Here is a 17,014-nt window from a genome sequence, read left to right as displayed (position 1 = left end):
CCCCCTGTGAGAGTAGGACGCCGCCGGGCAAACGAAAAGAACAGCTGATCTGGGCTGTTCTTTTTTTGTGTCTTTCATGATTTTTTAGGAAGAAAGCTGTGGCACGCAGTTGAAGAGAAAATGTTCAATATTTTTTAGTAAATGGCTTTATTTCGTTCGAAAATAATTGAAAGCACGACTAATATAAACCCGGCTATTAAAAGGATATAGGGTACAGTATTGAGATTACTATATTCACTATATTCACCACTCACTTTAATTGCTCTATCTATATCCCCTAAAGTCAGTCTTGTGGTTTGCCAATAAACGTTCAAAACCTCAATTGCAAAAAACATCACGAGGCTGGAAATAATGCTTCTACACCAACTCTTCCAAAACATTTCATTTCCTCCGCCATATTTTAAATTTTTCTAATATATTTAGTGCAATAAACGTATGACGGGATAAAATCAATAATGGAATTTTCCTGTAACCGTTCGGTCATCTCCAAACTTTAATTTTGAAATCATCTTCCAGCCGCAACTGGAAATTGAAGCAGAAGAACCGTCCCCGTGTTTCACCCGTGTTTCAGGGATGGGGTTCTTCTTGAAAATATCACTTATTCATTAGGTATTGAAAAACCAAGTACGGTCCTTTTTTGACAGTGGACAGTAAAAAGCCTTGAATCAGTGGGTAATCTTCGTTCGGCATCATTTTCAGCAGCTCGCTCCACCATTCTGTCTCATAGCGGGCAATCATGCTAAGATTGTATAGAAGCAGATAGTGTAGCAGCAGTTCAGGGAACAGGAAGAGTTCCCCTCTATTCAGCGGAAAAACGTACTGCCTGTCCTCTAGATTGAAACGGATTGGAAGCGGTTCTGCGGTTTCTTCGAGGGGAGTGTCAAAAACAATCCTCGATTGGCGGTCTGGATGGAATGTTACAGGCATGGCCGATTTTGACTGGAAAAACTCTTTAAAACGGTTTCTGGTCATATGAAAATGATCAAGGATTGAGCCTGGCAGTGCGTATCGGCCGGTTTCCTGATCCCAATGGACTTCCTCGAAATTTTGCTTGAGTTTCAAGGAATAAAATAAACCGGATAGTTCCGGGAGCAAATCGAGGATTTCTCCCATCGTCGCTTTTTCTCCTTCAAGCTGTTTCATGTGGAACATTTTTTCTGCCATGAGGGGGAACAAGCCATTCTTCTGGAACTTCACTTCATCATCAATGAAGCTGTATTGCTGTTTCTTGCGCTTCCTTGTTGAGACTCCGTGGGCAAGGACGGAAGTTGTTTCAGGGTAATCGGGTTCTACTGTCAGGATGCACGCTTTTATCAAATGGACGAGACCGTAGAACAACATGATCGGCTGGATGGCGAGCGGCGATTTTTCAGCCTGCTCATAATAAAGTTTTCCATGTTCGAGATAATACATAAAGGGGTAGCAGTTTTCGAAGCTTTTAATATCTGGATCCTCCAGGCCCAGTTTCCGGTAGCATTTTTTTAAAAAGGATTGAGTATATTCAGCTGAAAAAAACAAGGTAAAACTATTCCATTCTTTATAAGAAAATGACACATGAAAAACCTCCGAATTATTAGAAAAGTCGAACAAATAACTCTGTCCTTGACAGTATTTTAACCAATTGATAACCTACAAATAATATTTTCTTGAAGGGGGTCATTTACGATGTGGGAACGTAAGTTTGAAAAAGAGGGATTGACGTTTGATGATGTGTTGTTAATCCCTGCGAAATCCGAGGTTTTGCCCAGGGATGTCAGCTTGAAGGTGAACCTGACAGAAACCCTGAAGTTGAACATTCCGATTATCAGTGCCGGAATGGATACTGTCACAGAAGCGGAATTGGCGATTTCGATTGCCAGGCAGGGCGGCCTTGGCATTATACACAAAAACATGTCGATTGAGCAGCAGGCTGACCAGGTGGATAAAGTAAAGCGTTCGGAAAGTGGAGTCATTACCGATCCGTTCTTCCTGACACCGGAACACCAGGTTTTTGATGCTGAGCACCTCATGTCCAAATACAGGATTTCAGGTGTACCGATTGTCAACAATGAAGACGAGCAAAAACTTGTCGGCATCATCACGAATCGTGATATGCGTTTCATCCAGGATTTTTCCATAAAAATCGAAGAAGTAATGACCAAAACCAATTTGGTGACGGCTTCTGTCGGAACGACTCTAGAGGAAGCAGAACAAATCCTCCAGCGCCATAAAATAGAAAAACTCCCACTTGTAAATGACGAGGGCGTGCTAAAGGGACTTATCACCATCAAGGACATCGAAAAGGTCATAGAATTCCCGAACTCATCCAAGGATGAAAAAGGACGGCTTCTGTGCGGCGCTGCCGTTGGCGTGACAGCCGATACGATGAAGCGGGTCGAAATGCTTGTCCGTTCCCATGTCGATGTGATTGTCGTCGACACAGCACACGGGCATTCCAAAGGGGTAATTGATACTGTAAGGCAAATACGTGACAGCTATCCAGATTTGAATATCATCGCGGGGAATGTTGCGACGGCTGAAGCAACCAGGGCATTGTTTGAAGCAGGTGCAGATGTCGTGAAGGTTGGCATCGGACCTGGGTCAATCTGTACGACAAGGGTGGTCGCCGGCGTTGGCGTGCCGCAGATAACGGCTGTATATGATTGTGCGACAGAGGCGCGCAAGCACGGGAAAGCAATCATTGCCGATGGCGGCATCAAGTATTCAGGTGATATCGTCAAAGCTCTCGCTGCCGGCGGCCATGCAGTCATGCTTGGAAGCCTGCTTGCCGGGGTAACGGAAAGCCCGGGAGAAACGGAAATTTTCCAGGGAAGACGGTTCAAAGTTTATCGCGGCATGGGCTCGGTCGGCGCGATGGAGAAAGGCTCGAAAGACCGATATTTCCAGGAGGACAATAAGAAATTTGTTCCTGAAGGCATCGAAGGAAGGATTCCTTATAAAGGTCCGCTTGTTGATACGATTTACCAACTCGTAGGCGGCATCCGTGCCGGAATGGGCTATTGTGGAACGGCAAACCTTGAGGAATTGCGGGAAAATGCCCAATTCATCAAGATGACAGGAGCCGGGCTGAGGGAGAGCCATCCGCATGATGTCCAAATCACGAAAGAGTCTCCAAACTATTCCATTTCTTAACCGCGACTATCTTCCTATGAATTTCCTGTTATCGCAATAGACAGAGTGACTATTCTCTGTCTATTTTTTTTGTTTTTTTTATGGTAAACTTAACAGGTGTGATTTTTGGGAGCCAATTACATTACAAGTTTAATAGATAATTTTTTAAAAAAAGTTGGAGGGAAAGTCGTCTTGAATCGAAAACAAAAACAGCTTTCAGTTTTCTTTGCAGCATTCATTTTAACGATCACAACTGTATTTTCCGGTTTCACGCCAAAAGCGGAGGCAGCTGGGGACCAGCTGGGAATCGATGCGGAAGCCGCTATCCTTGTAGATGCCGAAACGGGAAAAATACTGTATGAGAAAAATTCAGAAGTGGTTCTTGGCGTAGCGTCCATGTCAAAAATGATGACGGAGTACCTTGTTCTTGAAGCAATCAAAAAAGGAAAGCTGAAATGGGACCAAAAGGTAAGGATCAACGAGTATGTCCATAAACTTTCCGGGGCGCCAGGCCTATCTAATGTCGGCCTTACCCAGGGGGAAGAGTACACAGTAAAAGAGCTTTACCAGGCAATGGCGATCCACTCAGGGAACGCCGCGACTGTAGCCCTAGCTGAAGCCCTTTCCGGAACGGAAAAGAACCACATTGAGAAGATGAATAAAAAAGCAGCTGAGTTAGGGCTGAAGGATTATAAATTCGTAAACTCTTCTGGGTTGAATAATAAAGATTTGTTAGGGAGGCACCCTGCTGGGTCTCCTGATGAAGAGAATGTCATGTCTGCCAGATCATTAGCCAAACTGGCTTACCATTTGCTTAATGATTATCCTGAGGTTCTGAAAACAGCGAGCATGCCTTCATTGAAATTCCGTGATGGCAGGGAGTACAAGAACTTCAACTGGATGCTGCCTCAGTTGATCTACCCGTATGAAGGTGTAGATGGATTGAAAACAGGCTCTACTGACTTTGCCGGCTTCGGCTTCACAGCTACAGCGAAGAAAAATGGGCAAAGGGTCATTTCAATCGTGATGAAAGCAGATTCCAAAGACAGCCGTTTCGCTGAAACACGAAAAATCCTTGATTATGGATTCAACAACTTCACAAAAGAAGAACTTGTGAAAAAGAATTACCAGGTCAAAAACAAGAAAACCCTTCCTGTAACGAAAGGGAAGGAAGACAAAGTGAAGATCCATTCCAAACAAGCCATTACCATGGCGGTAAGGAATGGTGAGAAAGACCAGTATGAGCCAGTGCTTGTATTAGATAAGAAAAAGCTGAATGAAAACGGTGAATTGACTGCTCCCGTCAAAAAAGGCGAAGAAATCGGCTACTTGACAATTAAATCCAAAAAAGGCGAGGAAATCAACTTCCTTACAGAGGATGCCAAAAAGCAAGTTCAGGTACCAGTCGTGGCGGCTGAAAATGTTGAAAAGGCGAATTGGTTCGTATTGATGATGCGGGGAATCGGAGGATTCTTCGGAGACCTGTTCGGCGGCATTACTTCAACTGTCAAAGGATGGTTCTAAAAAAATGAATTTTTTTCTGTAGTATGGTAAAAGTATACTATAGGGTAAATTGGTTTCCTGTATTGACAGGAAACCTTTTTTATTGTTTATTTTCAATAGGGATAACTGTTTAATTCCGACTAAAAAAGTCTGCTTTTCCAGTTATTTTTAATGTGTTTACATACTATCCTTTTCAGAAGGAATTAGGGGGAAGAAGAATGAAGACAGGTACAGATCGAGTTAAACGAGGTATGGCAGAAATGCAAAAAGGCGGCGTCATCATGGACGTTGTCAACGCGGAGCAAGCAAAAATCGCTGAAGATGCCGGTGCTGTCGCAGTAATGGCATTGGAGCGAGTTCCTTCAGATATCCGCGCTGCCGGTGGTGTGGCAAGGATGGCAGATCCACGCATCGTTGAAGAAGTCATGGGTGCGGTAACCATTCCCGTCATGGCAAAGGCAAGGATTGGCCATATCGTCGAAGCCCGGGTCCTTGAGGCAATGGGTGTGGATTACATTGATGAAAGTGAAGTATTGACTCCTGCTGACGAGGAATACCACCTGAATAAAAGGGATTATAAGGTTCCATTCGTTTGCGGATGCCGTGACCTTGGCGAAGCTGCCAGAAGGATCGGCGAAGGGGCTTCCATGCTTCGTACAAAGGGTGAACCAGGAACAGGGAACATCGTTGAAGCGGTCCGCCACATCCGCAAGGTAAACGCGCAGGTCCGCAAGGTTGTCGCAATGGACGTAGATGAACTGATGACGGAAGCAAAGCTTCTTGGAGCTCCATATGAGCTTCTGCTTGAAATCAAACAGCTTGGCCGCCTTCCGGTCGTGAACTTTGCAGCTGGTGGCGTGGCGACACCTGCAGACGCTGCTTTGATGATGCAATTGGGTGCTGACGGTGTATTCGTTGGCTCAGGAATCTTCAAATCAGACAATCCGGCGAAGTTTGCAAAGGCGATTGTTGAAGCGACAACTCATTATCAGGATTATGAGCTGATTGCGAACATTTCGAAAGGCCTTGGAATCCCGATGAAGGGAATTGAAATCTCATCATTGGAACCAGCTGCCCGCATGCAGGATCGCGGCTGGTAAGGAGATATTTTTATGATGAAAATTGGAGTACTTGGCCTGCAGGGTGCCGTTCGTGAGCACATCTGGGCAATCGAAGCCTCCGGGGGCGAGGGTGTCATTGTGAAGCGTCCGGAACAGCTCGAGGAATTGGACGGCCTGATCATTCCCGGGGGCGAAAGCACAGCAATCAGAAGGCTGATCGATAAATATGGCTTCATGGATGAACTGAAAAAGTTCGCGGCAGAAGGCAAGCCGATGTTCGGTACTTGCGCAGGATTGATTTTGCTTGCGAAGAAGCTTGTAGGCTATGAGGAACCTCATATTGGCGTCATGGATGTAACCGTCGAGCGCAATTCTTTTGGCCGCCAGCGTGAAAGCTTCGAAGCGGATATTGATATCGCTGGAATCGCCGAGGATTTTTCCGCAGTTTTCATCCGGGCGCCGCATATCGTTGAAGCGGGCGAGAATGTCGAGGTACTGGCCAAGCACGATGGCAGGATCGTCGCTGCAAGGGATGGCCAGTTCCTTGGCTGCTCCTTCCACCCTGAATTGACGGATGATTACAGACTTATGAACTACTTCGTAAAAATGGTCGAAGAGTCGAAAACGAAGAATTTAGTATAAACAGCTTGCAAGCGGAACATAATTGTAGTAAATTAAGAATTAAAATTCGATACTGAAAAAGCAATGAGAGGGAATAGTAGGTTGTTGCCATTCAAAAGAGAGCCGGTGGCTGGTGCGAATCGGTGTATGGGACAATTGAATCCGCCCTCGAGCAGAGTATAGAACGCCATGATGGCCAGTAAATACTTTCGGTAAAAACCGTTATTTTCTGAGTGGGAAGTATTTTTGCTTCCAACTAGGGTGGCAACGCGGGTTAACTCTCGTCCCTTTTTTGGGGACGGGAGTTTTTTATTTTATATGAAAAAGGATTCGCGACCCTCCTGCGGGAAGAGGTTGGCTGGAGGGGGACGTTTCAGCCATCCGCGCAGAAACGGAGCGGGCTCCTGTTCTTTCATACATCATCCATGATCTTAACAAAATACATTTTTTAAAAAGGGAGGAATCGTTGTGCTTGATATTAAATACTTGAGGGCGAATTTTGAAGAAGTGAAGCAAAAGCTCCAGCATCGCGGCGAGGATTTAACGGATTTCGCGAAGTTCGAGGACCTGGATAAGAAGCGCAGGGAACTGATCCTTGAAGCCGAGCAATTGAAGAGCCGCAGGAATGAAGTATCCCAGCAGGTTGCCGCATTGAAGCGTGAAAAGAAGGATGCGGATGATCTGATTTCGGAAATGCGGGAAGTCGGCGATAAAATCAAGGTGCTTGATGATCAGCTGCGTGAGGTGGAGGGCGAGCTTGAACACCTGATGCTCAGCATTCCGAATATTCCCCATGAGAGTGTCCCTATCGGAGAGACCGAGGATGACAATGTTGAAATCCGCAAGTGGGGAGAAGTCCGCGAATTCGGCTTTGAGCCAAAACCGCACTGGGATGTTGCCGAACATTTGCAAATCCTCGATTTTGAGCGTGCCGGAAAAGTAACCGGGAGCCGGTTTGTTTTTTACAAAGGCCTGGGCGCGCGCCTGGAACGGGCATTGATCAGTTTCATGCTTGACCTTCATATCGATGAGCATGGATACGAGGAAATCCTGCCGCCATACATGGTGAATCGCGCCAGCATGACAGGGACAGGACAGCTTCCGAAGTTTGAAGAAGATGCCTTCCGCGTCGAAAGTGAGGATTATTTCCTGATTCCGACAGCTGAGGTGCCAGTGACGAATATGCACCGCGATGAAATCCTAAGCGGCGAAGAGCTGCCGATCAAATACGCCGCCTACAGCGCTTGTTTCCGTTCTGAAGCAGGTTCTGCGGGTCGCGATACGCGCGGGTTGATCCGCCAGCATCAGTTCAACAAGGTCGAGCTGGTGAAGTTCGTGAAGCCTGAGGATTCTTATGAGGAGCTTGAGAAGCTGACCGGACACGCCGAGAAGGTCCTGCAGCTGCTTGGCCTTCCATACCGGGTGTTAAGCATGTGTACAGCTGATCTCGGATTCACGGCTGCAAAGAAATATGACATCGAAGTTTGGATCCCAAGCTACGGAACGTACCGTGAGATCTCTTCTTGCAGTAATTTCGAAGGATTCCAGGCGCGTCGCGCGAACATCCGCTTCCGCCGAGAGCCAAAGGCAAAGCCTGAGCATGTGCACACATTGAACGGTTCTGGCCTTGCGATTGGCAGGACAGTGGCAGCCATCCTGGAAAATTTCCAGCAGGAAGACGGAAGTGTCATCATTCCAGAAGTGCTTCGTCCATACATGGGCGGCCGTGATGTGATTGCTCCGGAGTAATGCGGGAAATGCCGGAAATGATTAACGAGGCAGAGATGCATTCGGGCAGGACTTACCCCCTGCCCGAAAAAATTCTTGATAAATATTGACGGCTGAATAAATACGTGTTATTATATTTTTTGTCTTGGAGGAATACCCAAGTCTGGCTGAAGGGACCGGTCTTGAAAACCGACAGGCGGGTCAAACCGCGCAGGGGTTCGAATCCCCTTTCCTCCTCCATTATTTGACATTAAGCATGAACGCATAAAACAATTTGGAGATTGTTTGAAAAAACCCGTTACGAATGTAGCGGGTTTTTTATTGGTTGTAAATGGCTATTGCAAGGCCATTGTTGATTTTGTATTTCCTGTTGTTTGGAGCGGAGGGGACTAAGTGCATTTTCTTCGTCTTTGGGTGATATCACGGAAGCACTTTCGTAAATACGAGGCAGGGAGACCCCGGAGGAGTCTCTCCGGCATACCCGCGGAAAGTGAAGTCCCTCGAGCGGAAATCACCAGTCAAATCAACAGAATTTTTTTAAAAAGATTTTCCGCTAAAGCGCGCTGTTCCGATCTCTGATGGACATGGAAGTTGATTGATGAACGAAGGAGAGCGGCAGCACTTTCGAGGAGCCCCGAACCTCTTGGATGGACCATTTGATTTTCAAATGCTTGAGCCAAAAGAAAAGCTGCCGGATGGCAGCTTTTATCTTTTCAGCAATTGAGTTTGTTTGATGAAGGAGGCGATCCTTTCAACGATTGGTTCGACGGATCCCTGATTGTTGATCAGGTCGTAATCGTTGATGTTCAGGCGCATGACAGGGCATGCATTGAAAGTGTTGATCCAGTTTTCATAGCGCTCGTACATTTCTTCCCAGTAAGATACCGGTGTCGCCTGCTCCATCGGGCGGCCGCGCAGTTTGATGCGCTCGAGGATATCATCGATTGAGCCTTCCAGATAAATAAGCAGGTCCGGGTGTGGGAAATACGGAGTCATGACCATCGCATCAAACAGGCTCTTGTATGTCTCGTAGTCCACTGGTGACATTGTGCCTTTTTCATAGTGCATTTTTGCGAAAATACCAGTGTCTTCATAGATGGAACGATCTTGGATGAAGCCGCCGCCGTATTCGAAAATCCTCTTCTGCTCTTTGAATCTTTCTGCGAGGAAATAAATCTGCAGGTGGAAGCTCCAGCGGTCGAAATCTCCATAGAATTTATCGAGATATGGATTCACATCTACTTTTTCAAAGGATGTACGGAACCCGAGGGCATCCGCCAGGGCATTGGTCATAGTGGATTTGCCGACTCCTACTGTTCCGGCAATCGTGATGATCGCATTGGACGGGATGTCATATTTCATTCTTAGATTCATGGTTGTACGCTCCTTTTTCTTAATGCTGCCGTCAGTTCAATGATGATTTGCTGCAAATCGCCTTCGTTTTTCACGAAATCCAGATGATCGCCGCTAAAGCGAAGGACCGGGATATCGGGATGCTCCCGCTCGAAACGGAGCATGGCTTGTTCGTAGTCGAGTGATAATTGCTCAAGATAAAGCGGGCTGATGTTCTTTTCGAATTCGCGGCCCCGCATGGCAATCCGTTTTAACAGTGTATCAAGGCTTGAATTCAAGTAAATGATCACATTCGGCTTCGGCATGTCTTTCGTCAGGATCTGATAAATGTCCAGATACTTCTGGTATTCCCGATCGCTTAGAGTCCGCTGCGCGAAGATCAAGTTTTTCATGATATGGTAATCGGCGACGACAGGTTTGTTCCGGCTGATATAATGTTCATTAATATCTCCAAGCTGCTTGTAGCGATTACAGAGAAAGAACATTTCCGTCTGGAAACTCCATTCCTCGATATTCTCATAGAACTTCCCCAGGAACGGATTCTCGTCGACTATTTCTTTTAACAGAGCAAATTGAAAACGCTCGGAAATGGCGCGGGCCAGAGATGTTTTCCCGATGCCAATCGGCCCTTCGACCGTTATAAAAGGTGTATCTTCCACAGCATGTCCTCCCTTTCGGATTCGATTATGTACAGCTCAGGCATCAAGGAAATGCCCCGGCAAGGACGCCCCCTGTTGGATGCATTCGCTTCTCTTTCTATAATGGTTGCATTCAAGGTATTTTAAATTGCGCAAAATTCATTTTATCACACCCCGGGCTGGAATGGATATGGAATATTGGAAAGCAATATGAACAAAAAATAAGACAGCCGCCGTTTCATGCAGCTGTCTTGTTTAATCGGATTTTACAGATGATTTGGAATAAGGAATCCCTTGATGGTCTATCCCTGAGGCCGCTTCACGACATTGAAATCATCCTGGATCAGCAGCCAGTTTTGCGGGAAGGAAAGGCCGAGCTTCCAATAGCTCATTCCCCTCAATCCTAATTCTTTGATCAGGTTGAATTTTGCCTGGATGGACCGGGCATCTTCAAACCAGACTTCATGGCGTTTGCCGTCGGCTGTATACTTGAAGAAAGGAGCCTGTGCCTTCGTGTCATATTCGATTGGCACATTGTTCGCTGCAGCCAGCTGAATTGCCTGCTGCGGGCTGAGAGCTTTAGCGACCGTTCCCTCGACAAAAGGAAGCGTCCAGTCATAGCCGTAAAGATTCTGTCCCATTAGGATCTTGCCGGGAGGGATTTCGGTGATCGCATATTCCAATACCTTCCGGACGGGCCCTATAGGCGAGACCGCCTGTGCCGGCCCGCCGCTGTATCCCCATTCATAGGTCATGATGACGACAAAGTCGACGATTTCTCCATGCGCCTTATAGTCGTGTGCCTCATACCAATTTCCCTTTTGGGTGGCACTTGTTTTTGGCGCAAGGGCAGTGGAAATCAGCCAGCCTTCTTTTTTGAATCGGTCCCGCGCTTTCCTTAAGAACCGGTTATAGGCTTCCTTGTCCGCAGGCCGAAGGTATTCGAAGTCAAAATGGATATCACGGAAGCCGTATTTACGGGCGGTGGTGACGATATTATCGAGGAATCGGTCCTGGACAGCCAGATCATTGAGAAGGATCCTGCCAAGTTCATCGCTGAACTGGTCATTTTCCTGGTTGGTGATGACCATCATCAGTGTGTTGTTGTTCACGCGGGCGATGGCAGGAAAATCATCCAGCAGCGGCTCCTTAAGCGAACCGTCCCGCAAGGCTTGGAAGCTGAAAGGAGCAAGATAGGTCAAATAAGGGGCTGCTGCCCTTGCGCTTTGCACCAGAACAGGTGCTACCGTACGACCGCGCGGTTCCACATAAGCATTGAATTCCGCCCTCGGTTTTGGCCTGGCGGGGATATAAAGACGGAAGCCTACTGCCAAAGGCTGATTTGGTGAAATCCCGTTTATCCTCGCAAGCTCCTGAAAAGAAATCCCGAACTTCCTCGCAATCGACCAAAGGCTGTCTCCCGCCTGGACAAAATAAAAGCTGCCGACGATCGGGATGACCAATGCCTGGCCAACGACAAGGTTATTCGGATTGGGAAGCTCGTTCGCTTCGGTTATATCGGCCGCTGAGGAACCATAGATCCGGGCAATCTGGGTGAGCGTCTCGTTCGGACGCACAACATGTATCTGCATGCTTCTTTCCTCCCTGGTATTTCAGCGCTACCACCATTGTATGAGGGAGGAAGTGGCAGTATGTCAGAAATGGAGTTCTCCCGATGGCTTTATGTCCGCCGTCAGGACATTCCGCATCATCGTCAGTGCATATTCATTGTCCTGGTCGCTGTTCGAAGCGATGCAGTCTTCCGGGATGATGAGCTTGTATTCCCGCATATAGGCGTCATTTGCCGTAAACAGCACACAGATGTTGCCGGCGACCCCTGTAATGACAAGGGTATCGACATGAAGGTCCTGCAGCAGGGTGTGCAGAGCCGTCCCGTAAAAAGCTGAGTGCTTTGGCTTGATCAGGAAATAATCCTTGTTTTCTTCAGGCGAGATCCTATTGATGATTTCTTCGCTTTTTTCATTGCGGCAATAATCCATAATCTTTTCGAAATCGGCCTGCCATAGATTATAATGGTCATTAATATAGATGACAGGCATGTCTTTTTCGTTAAAAGTCTTCTTTAAATCTAAAATTGGGCCGATGATGTTTGACGTTTTTTCAGCAAGGGCTTCGCCAGCGTCAAAATCGAAATTATTGATCATGTCTATAATCAATAATGCAGTCTTTGTCATTTCGCTCCTCTCCTTTGCTATTATTTTTAGACAAGGGAAAGAAGAATAAACCACTTTAAATCGAAAACCGTCCCCATCGGAGGTAAAAATGGATACGCAATACACACAGGATGAACTGTATATGCTCGAGGCAATCAGCGAGGCGAAAAAAGCGGGAGAAATGGGAGAAGTCCCGATTGGAGCTGTGATTGTCCTCGATGGAAAAATCATTGCCCGTGCCCATAATTTAAGGGAAACGAGACAGATCTCGATTGCTCATGCTGAGGTGCTGGCAATTGAAGAGGCATGCAGGAAGCTGGGGACATGGCGGCTTGAGGACGCGATTCTATACGTAACGCTGGAGCCATGCCCGATGTGTGCCGGGGCGATCATGCTTTCTCGTATCAAAAAGACCGTTTACGGGGCATCGGATCCAAAAGGCGGCTGCGCCGGGACTTTCATGAACATTCTTGAGGATGAGCGTTTCAACCACCAGAGTGAAGTGGTTGTGGGTGTGCTTGAAGAACAATGCGGTGCCTTGCTTTCTGATTTTTTCAGGAAGCTGCGCGAGAAGAAGAAAATAGTGAAGAAACAAGCAAAAGAAGAAGCGGAAAAGCACACAGGATTTGACAGTCAATAAGCATTGATTTTTCCGGGTGGAATTAGTATACTAATATATGCGTCGATAAACGGCGCTTTTTAATCAGGTTTCAATTTTGCCGTGCTAGGCGGGGAGGTAGCGGTGCCCTGTACTCGCAATCCGCTCCAGCGAGGCTGAATCCCTTCCAGAGGCTGTTTTACTGTAGGGCCTGCCTCAAGTAAGTGGTGTTGACGCCCGGGTCCTGCGCAATGGGAATCCATGAACCATGTCAGGTCCGGAAGGAAGCAGCATTAAGTGGACGCTCCCATGTGCCGCAGGGTTGCCTGGGCCGAGCTAACTGCTTGAGTAACGCTTATGGTAATCAGTCGAAGGAAGGTGCGCGGCAGTTAATCAAATAAAACATCAACCCATCTCGATCAGAGGTGGGTGTTTTGTTATTTTATCCACTAACTTTTCCTGTGTGAAAGTGTAAATGGAGCAGCAATTGCGTTATAATAGTGAAGATAATAAAACGAAGGGAGCGGTGTCATTGGCCTATCAAGCTTTATATCGGGTCTGGCGTCCACAGCAATTCATTGATGTGGTCGGACAGGAACATGTCACAACGACACTGCAAAACGCTCTGCTTCAACAAAAGATTTCACATGCCTACCTGTTCTCCGGTCCAAGGGGAACGGGCAAGACGAGTGCCGCGAAAATCCTCGCAAAAGCAGTCAACTGTGAAAAGGCGCCAACAGCTGAGCCTTGCAATGAATGCGATGCTTGCCGCGGGATCACGGACGGTTCGATTCCCGATGTGATTGAAATTGACGCCGCCTCCAACAATGGTGTCGAGGAAATCAGGGATATCCGCGACAAGGTGAAATATGCACCGAACGTCGTAAAGTATAAGGTTTATATCATTGATGAAGTGCATATGCTTTCAATCGGGGCATTCAACGCATTGCTGAAAACACTCGAAGAACCTCCGAAGCATGTCCTTTTCATCCTTGCGACCACTGAACCCCACAAAATTCCCCTGACGATCATTTCGAGATGCCAGCGATTTGATTTCAAACGGATCACTGCGCAGGCCATCGTCGGCAGGATGAAGCAAATTGTTGAGGAATCAGGAGTCGATTGCGAAGAACAAGCCCTGCAAATCATTGCCAGGGCAGCAGAAGGCGGTATGAGGGACGCATTGAGCCTCCTAGACCAGGCAATTTCCTTCAGCCAGGACACTGTAACAATCGATGATGCATTGACCGTGACAGGGACAGTCTCGCAAAACTTCCTTAATCAGCTTGCGTCAGCCATCCATGAAAGAGATGCGGCAGCTGGCCTGGAAGCTTTGGAGGAACTTCTTTTACAAGGAAAAGACCCTGTGAGGTTCATTGAAGATTTTATTTATTTTTATCGCGACATGCTCCTGTACAAGGCAGCGCCGATGCTGGAAGAGTCGATGGAAAGAGTCATGCTTGATTCCAGTTTCAAGGAATTGGCCACTGCGATCGATTCCAGCCAAATCTACGAGTTGATTGAAGTCCTGAATAAGGCACAGCAGGAAATGCGGTGGACCAACCATCCGCGCATCTTCCTCGAGGTAGCGATCGTCAAGCTCTGCCAGCTTGAAAATCAGGCACCGGCGAGAAATGCCGAAATCGAGCCATTGCTGAAAAGGATTGAACAGCTTGAAGAAAAGCTTGCCCACTTCCAGCAAAATCCAGGAATGGCAGCCAGTGAGCCTGCTGCGGCAACGAAAAGGACTCCGCGCCCTAACAGAAGGGGATTCCAGGCTCCGGCAGGGAAAATCAATGAGGTGCTGAAGAACGCGACAAAAGCGGATCTTCATACCATCAAAGGCCGCTGGGGAGAGTTGCTGGAAATGCTGGCCGCAAAGCAGATGCGTTCCCAGGCTGCATTGCTGAATGAAGCGGAGCCGGTAGCTGCATCTGATGCAGCAGTCGTGATAAAATTCAAATACGAAATCCACTGTCAGATGGCTATGGAGAACATGAGATTCGTCGAGACTGTCAGCAGCGCGATGAAGGAATTCACGGGCAAAAGGATGCAGGTGCTTGGCGTGCCGGAAGAGCAGTGGCTGAAAATCAGGGAAAATTTCATCAGCCAAAGAGGCGAAAGTTCAGCGGAAGGGGCAGCAGCAAGTGAAGACCCTCTGATCGCTGAAGCAAAAAAAATGTTTGGCGATGAGTTGATACAAATACAAGACTAATATTGGAGGTACGTTAACATGCGTGGAATGGGTAATATGCAAAACATGATGAAGCAAATGCAAAAAATGCAAAAGAAAATGGAAGAAGCACAGGTAGAACTAGGCGAGCAGAAGATTGAAGGCACCGCGGGCGGCGGCATGGTCACTGTCATCGTGACAGGCCACAAGGAAATCATCGATGTCAAGATCAAGGAAGAGGTTGTTGATCCTGATGATGTGGAAATGCTTCAGGACCTTGTTCTGGCTGCAACCAATGACGCATTGAAAAAAGCGGATGAACTGACGAACAAAACAATGGGGCAATTCACAAAAGGAATGAATCTTCCTGGGGGATTGTTCTAGGAGGAATTAATATAAATGCATTATCCTGAACCAATATCAAAGCTGATCGATAGCTTTATGAAATTGCCAGGTATCGGCCCGAAAACGGCCGCTCGTCTGGCTTTTTTCGTCCTAAGCATGAAGGAAGAAACCGTATTGGATTTTGCGAAAGCTCTTGTCAATGCAAAGCGAAATTTGACTTATTGTTCGATTTGCGGCCATATCACAGACCAGGATCCTTGCTATATATGCGAGGACCAGCGCAGAGACAGAAGCGTCATCTGTGTTGTCCAGGACCCGAAAGATGTCATTGCCATGGAAAAAATGAAGGAATATAACGGATTGTACCATGTCCTTCACGGTTCGATCTCGCCGATGGACGGCATAGGGCCGGAGGATATCAACATTCCCGATCTTTTAAAAAGGCTGCAGGATGAAACGGTGCAGGAAGTGATCCTGGCAACGAACCCCAACATTGAAGGAGAAGCCACGGCCATGTATATCTCAAGGCTTTTGAAACCATCAGGCATTAAGATTACCCGGATCGCGCACGGCCTGCCGGTCGGCGGAGATCTGGAGTATGCCGATGAGGTCACACTGTCAAAAGCGCTTGAAGGACGCCGTGAAGTATAGAGACAATCACATTCGCCCTTTAATTTAGACATCTGGAGGACAGACATGTTTTTTCGCAAGAAGAAGTGGCTCAGAAAAGAATTCGATAAAAAGTTAATGGAACAGCTGACTGCGCTGAAGACGCAATGGAATAACCAGAAAACGCTAGTGGAGCGAAGCTTTGACCCGTCAGAGGAATTCATCACCGAAGCAAAGATTACAGAAGCGAAATACTTTTTTCTTTTTAAAGAAGCAAAACACAGGAACATTCGAATCAAGTCAAAATAACAGATAGATAGGTCTTATTTCAGGAACTTGTACATAAAAATTAGTACAAGGAATCGAAATAAGGGGGATTACGATGGATCCTATTGTGGTTATCTCGGTCTTGGCTGGTTTGATTTTGCTGCTATTGATCATTGGTGCCCCAACCAAGCCGCTTCGCTTTGCTGGCCAGACGGCCGTGAAAATCCTGATTGGCGCAATCTTTTTATTTTTCCTTAATGCTTTTGGCACCAGCCTTGGAATTTACGTCCCAATCAACGTAGCCACAGCGGCCGTTTCTGGATTGTTGGGACTTCCGGGCGTCGCAGCGCTTGTTGTCATTCAAATGTGGATCATATGAGAAAAGACATCGCCGCCGTTTAGAGAAGCGGTGATGTTTTTTGTTTTGGACCATGCATGCGGAACCATCTTTCGATTTCAAAAAAGTTGAACAGGCTTGGGAGTTTATTTTGGGGCTATGTTTAAGACCAGTGTGGATTTTTGAATACCTGTTGGTTGGAGCGGAAGGCGCGTAGACTCTAGCGGGAGCATGGGACAGGGGAGCCCCCGGAGGCGCCAAGCGAAGTGCCTGAGTGGAAATCAATAATCATTTTTCAAAAAAAATTGACATGACTATGGAATATTGTTATTATATAAAAGTTGCTGTTGAAAACAGTTTCGTAAATCCTTTTTAAAAAAAGATATTGACGAAAATGTGACAGCATGGTATATTATTAAAGTCGCTTCCGGGCGACACAGTGAAAGTTGCTCTTTGAAAACTAAACAAACAAGCGTCAACAAACAATAATCATCAT

Annotated in this window: 17 protein-coding genes, 1 tRNA gene, 1 other RNA gene and 1 other annotated feature; of the genes, 13 read left to right on the top strand and 6 right to left on the bottom strand. The window is 46.8% G+C overall.

The features are described 5' to 3' along the window. Nucleotides 1-594: 594 nt before the first annotated feature. Complete coding sequence (locus JJQ88_RS20640) at nt 595-1,554, bottom strand: YaaC family protein (RefSeq protein WP_210367923.1); 960 nt, start codon at nt 1,552-1,554, stop codon at nt 595-597. Nucleotides 1,555-1,665: 111 nt separating this feature from the next. On the opposite strand from JJQ88_RS20640, the gene guaB reads away from it, so the two are divergent. The 6 genes from guaB to JJQ88_RS20610 all read left to right on the top strand — a co-directional run bounded on the left by guaB (nt 1,666) and on the right by JJQ88_RS20610 (nt 8,264). Beyond that, nucleotides 1,666-3,132 (top strand): IMP dehydrogenase, encoded by a 1,467-nt coding sequence (gene guaB, locus JJQ88_RS20635; RefSeq protein WP_210367922.1) that lies wholly within the window; start codon nt 1,666-1,668, stop codon nt 3,130-3,132. Nucleotides 3,133-3,303: 171 nt separating this feature from the next. Beyond that, the gene (locus tag JJQ88_RS20630; protein WP_210367921.1) at nt 3,304-4,635 is read left to right on the top strand and encodes a D-alanyl-D-alanine carboxypeptidase family protein; all 1,332 of its coding nucleotides are present in this window, start codon (nt 3,304-3,306) and stop codon (nt 4,633-4,635) included. Between the two features lie 197 nt (nt 4,636-4,832). Next, nucleotides 4,833-5,714 (top strand): pyridoxal 5'-phosphate synthase lyase subunit PdxS, encoded by an 882-nt coding sequence (pdxS, locus tag JJQ88_RS20625; protein ID WP_210367920.1) that lies wholly within the window; start codon nt 4,833-4,835, stop codon nt 5,712-5,714. A gap of 12 nt (nt 5,715-5,726) precedes the next feature. Beyond that, nucleotides 5,727-6,317, top strand: a complete 591-nt coding sequence (pdxT, locus tag JJQ88_RS20620) for a pyridoxal 5'-phosphate synthase glutaminase subunit PdxT (RefSeq protein ID WP_210367919.1) — start codon at nt 5,727-5,729, stop codon at nt 6,315-6,317. Between the two features lie 54 nt (nt 6,318-6,371). Next, nucleotides 6,372-6,588: a binding site (T-box leader), on the top strand. 176 nt (nt 6,589-6,764) lie between these two features. Beyond that, nucleotides 6,765-8,045, top strand: coding sequence for a serine--tRNA ligase (gene serS, locus JJQ88_RS20615; RefSeq protein ID WP_210367918.1), 1,281 nt, complete (start codon nt 6,765-6,767; stop codon nt 8,043-8,045). A 126-nt stretch (nt 8,046-8,171) separates the two neighbouring features. Next, nucleotides 8,172-8,264, top strand: a tRNA-Ser gene (locus JJQ88_RS20610). 465 nt (nt 8,265-8,729) lie between these two features. Here JJQ88_RS20610 and JJQ88_RS20605 read toward each other — a convergent pair. From JJQ88_RS20605 to JJQ88_RS20590, 4 genes are all read right to left on the bottom strand, one after another. After that, on the bottom strand, nt 8,730-9,398 hold the full coding sequence (locus tag JJQ88_RS20605; RefSeq protein WP_210367917.1) for a deoxynucleoside kinase: 669 nt from the start codon (nt 9,396-9,398) through the stop codon (nt 8,730-8,732). Further along, nucleotides 9,395-10,036 carry a deoxynucleoside kinase gene (locus JJQ88_RS20600; protein ID WP_210367916.1) on the bottom strand — a complete coding sequence of 214 codons (642 nt, stop codon included), beginning with the start codon at nt 10,034-10,036 and terminating at the stop codon, nt 9,395-9,397. The genes JJQ88_RS20605 and JJQ88_RS20600 overlap by 4 nt, the downstream gene beginning before the upstream one ends. Before the next feature lie 281 nt (nt 10,037-10,317). Then, complete coding sequence (locus tag JJQ88_RS20595; RefSeq protein WP_210367915.1) at nt 10,318-11,607, bottom strand: glycoside hydrolase family 18 protein; 1,290 nt, start codon at nt 11,605-11,607, stop codon at nt 10,318-10,320. 63 nt (nt 11,608-11,670) lie between these two features. Continuing rightward, complete coding sequence (locus JJQ88_RS20590; protein WP_210367914.1) at nt 11,671-12,210, bottom strand: cysteine hydrolase family protein; 540 nt, start codon at nt 12,208-12,210, stop codon at nt 11,671-11,673. A gap of 88 nt (nt 12,211-12,298) precedes the next feature. Here JJQ88_RS20590 and tadA point away from each other — a divergent pair, with 88 nt between their 5' ends. From tadA to JJQ88_RS20555, 7 genes are all read left to right on the top strand, one after another. Further along, complete coding sequence (gene tadA / locus JJQ88_RS20585) at nt 12,299-12,829, top strand: tRNA adenosine(34) deaminase TadA (protein WP_210367913.1); 531 nt, start codon at nt 12,299-12,301, stop codon at nt 12,827-12,829. Between the two features lie 79 nt (nt 12,830-12,908). Then, an RNA gene (ffs, locus tag JJQ88_RS20580) (signal recognition particle sRNA large type) lies at nt 12,909-13,173 on the top strand. A 146-nt stretch (nt 13,174-13,319) separates the two neighbouring features. Next, complete coding sequence (gene dnaX, locus JJQ88_RS20575) at nt 13,320-15,002, top strand: DNA polymerase III subunit gamma/tau (RefSeq protein ID WP_210367924.1); 1,683 nt, start codon at nt 13,320-13,322, stop codon at nt 15,000-15,002. Between the two features lie 18 nt (nt 15,003-15,020). Further along, a complete protein-coding gene (locus JJQ88_RS20570) occupies nt 15,021-15,344 on the top strand; it encodes a YbaB/EbfC family nucleoid-associated protein (protein ID WP_210367912.1) in 324 nt (107 codons plus the stop codon). A 15-nt stretch (nt 15,345-15,359) separates the two neighbouring features. After that, a complete protein-coding gene (gene recR, locus JJQ88_RS20565) occupies nt 15,360-15,956 on the top strand; it encodes a recombination mediator RecR (RefSeq protein ID WP_210367911.1) in 597 nt (198 codons plus the stop codon). A 45-nt stretch (nt 15,957-16,001) separates the two neighbouring features. Then, nucleotides 16,002-16,223 (top strand): YaaL family protein, encoded by a 222-nt coding sequence (locus JJQ88_RS20560; RefSeq protein ID WP_210367910.1) that lies wholly within the window; start codon nt 16,002-16,004, stop codon nt 16,221-16,223. 73 nt (nt 16,224-16,296) lie between these two features. Next, nucleotides 16,297-16,560 carry a pro-sigmaK processing inhibitor BofA family protein gene (locus JJQ88_RS20555; protein WP_210367909.1) on the top strand — a complete coding sequence of 88 codons (264 nt, stop codon included), beginning with the start codon at nt 16,297-16,299 and terminating at the stop codon, nt 16,558-16,560. 272 nt (nt 16,561-16,832) lie between these two features. Here the strand turns inward: JJQ88_RS20555 and JJQ88_RS20550 are convergent. Beyond that, nucleotides 16,833-17,014 (bottom strand): hypothetical protein (locus JJQ88_RS20550; protein ID WP_210367908.1); only part of this gene is annotated, 182 nt, incomplete at its 5' end.

It is taken from the genome of Bacillus sp. REN3 (assembly GCF_017912555.1).
Lineage (GTDB): Bacteria > Bacillota > Bacilli > Bacillales > Cytobacillaceae > Mesobacillus.
Note: the sequence above shows the minus strand (reverse complement) of the source record. Positions and strands in the feature narration are given on the sequence as shown.

Bases quoted from the DNA above. Each gene is read 5' to 3' on its own strand.
- guaB (WP_210367922.1), top strand. From the start codon at position 1,666: ATGTGGGAACGTAAGTTTGAAAAAGAGGGATTGACGTTTGATGATGTG.
- pdxS (WP_210367920.1), top strand. From the start codon at position 4,833: ATGAAGACAGGTACAGATCGAGTTAAACGAGGTATGGCAGAAATGCAA.
- pdxT (WP_210367919.1), top strand. From the start codon at position 5,727: ATGATGAAAATTGGAGTACTTGGCCTGCAGGGTGCCGTTCGTGAGCAC.
- JJQ88_RS20605 (WP_210367917.1), bottom strand. From the start codon at position 9,398: ATGAATCTAAGAATGAAATATGACATCCCGTCCAATGCGATCATCACG.
- JJQ88_RS20595 (WP_210367915.1), bottom strand. From the start codon at position 11,607: ATGCAGATACATGTTGTGCGTCCGAACGAGACGCTCACCCAGATTGCC.
- JJQ88_RS20590 (WP_210367914.1), bottom strand. From the start codon at position 12,210: ATGACAAAGACTGCATTATTGATTATAGACATGATCAATAATTTCGAT.
- tadA (WP_210367913.1), top strand. From the start codon at position 12,299: ATGGATACGCAATACACACAGGATGAACTGTATATGCTCGAGGCAATC.
- JJQ88_RS20570 (WP_210367912.1), top strand. From the start codon at position 15,021: ATGCGTGGAATGGGTAATATGCAAAACATGATGAAGCAAATGCAAAAA.
- recR (WP_210367911.1), top strand. From the start codon at position 15,360: ATGCATTATCCTGAACCAATATCAAAGCTGATCGATAGCTTTATGAAA.
- JJQ88_RS20560 (WP_210367910.1), top strand. From the start codon at position 16,002: ATGTTTTTTCGCAAGAAGAAGTGGCTCAGAAAAGAATTCGATAAAAAG.
- JJQ88_RS20555 (WP_210367909.1), top strand. From the start codon at position 16,297: ATGGATCCTATTGTGGTTATCTCGGTCTTGGCTGGTTTGATTTTGCTG.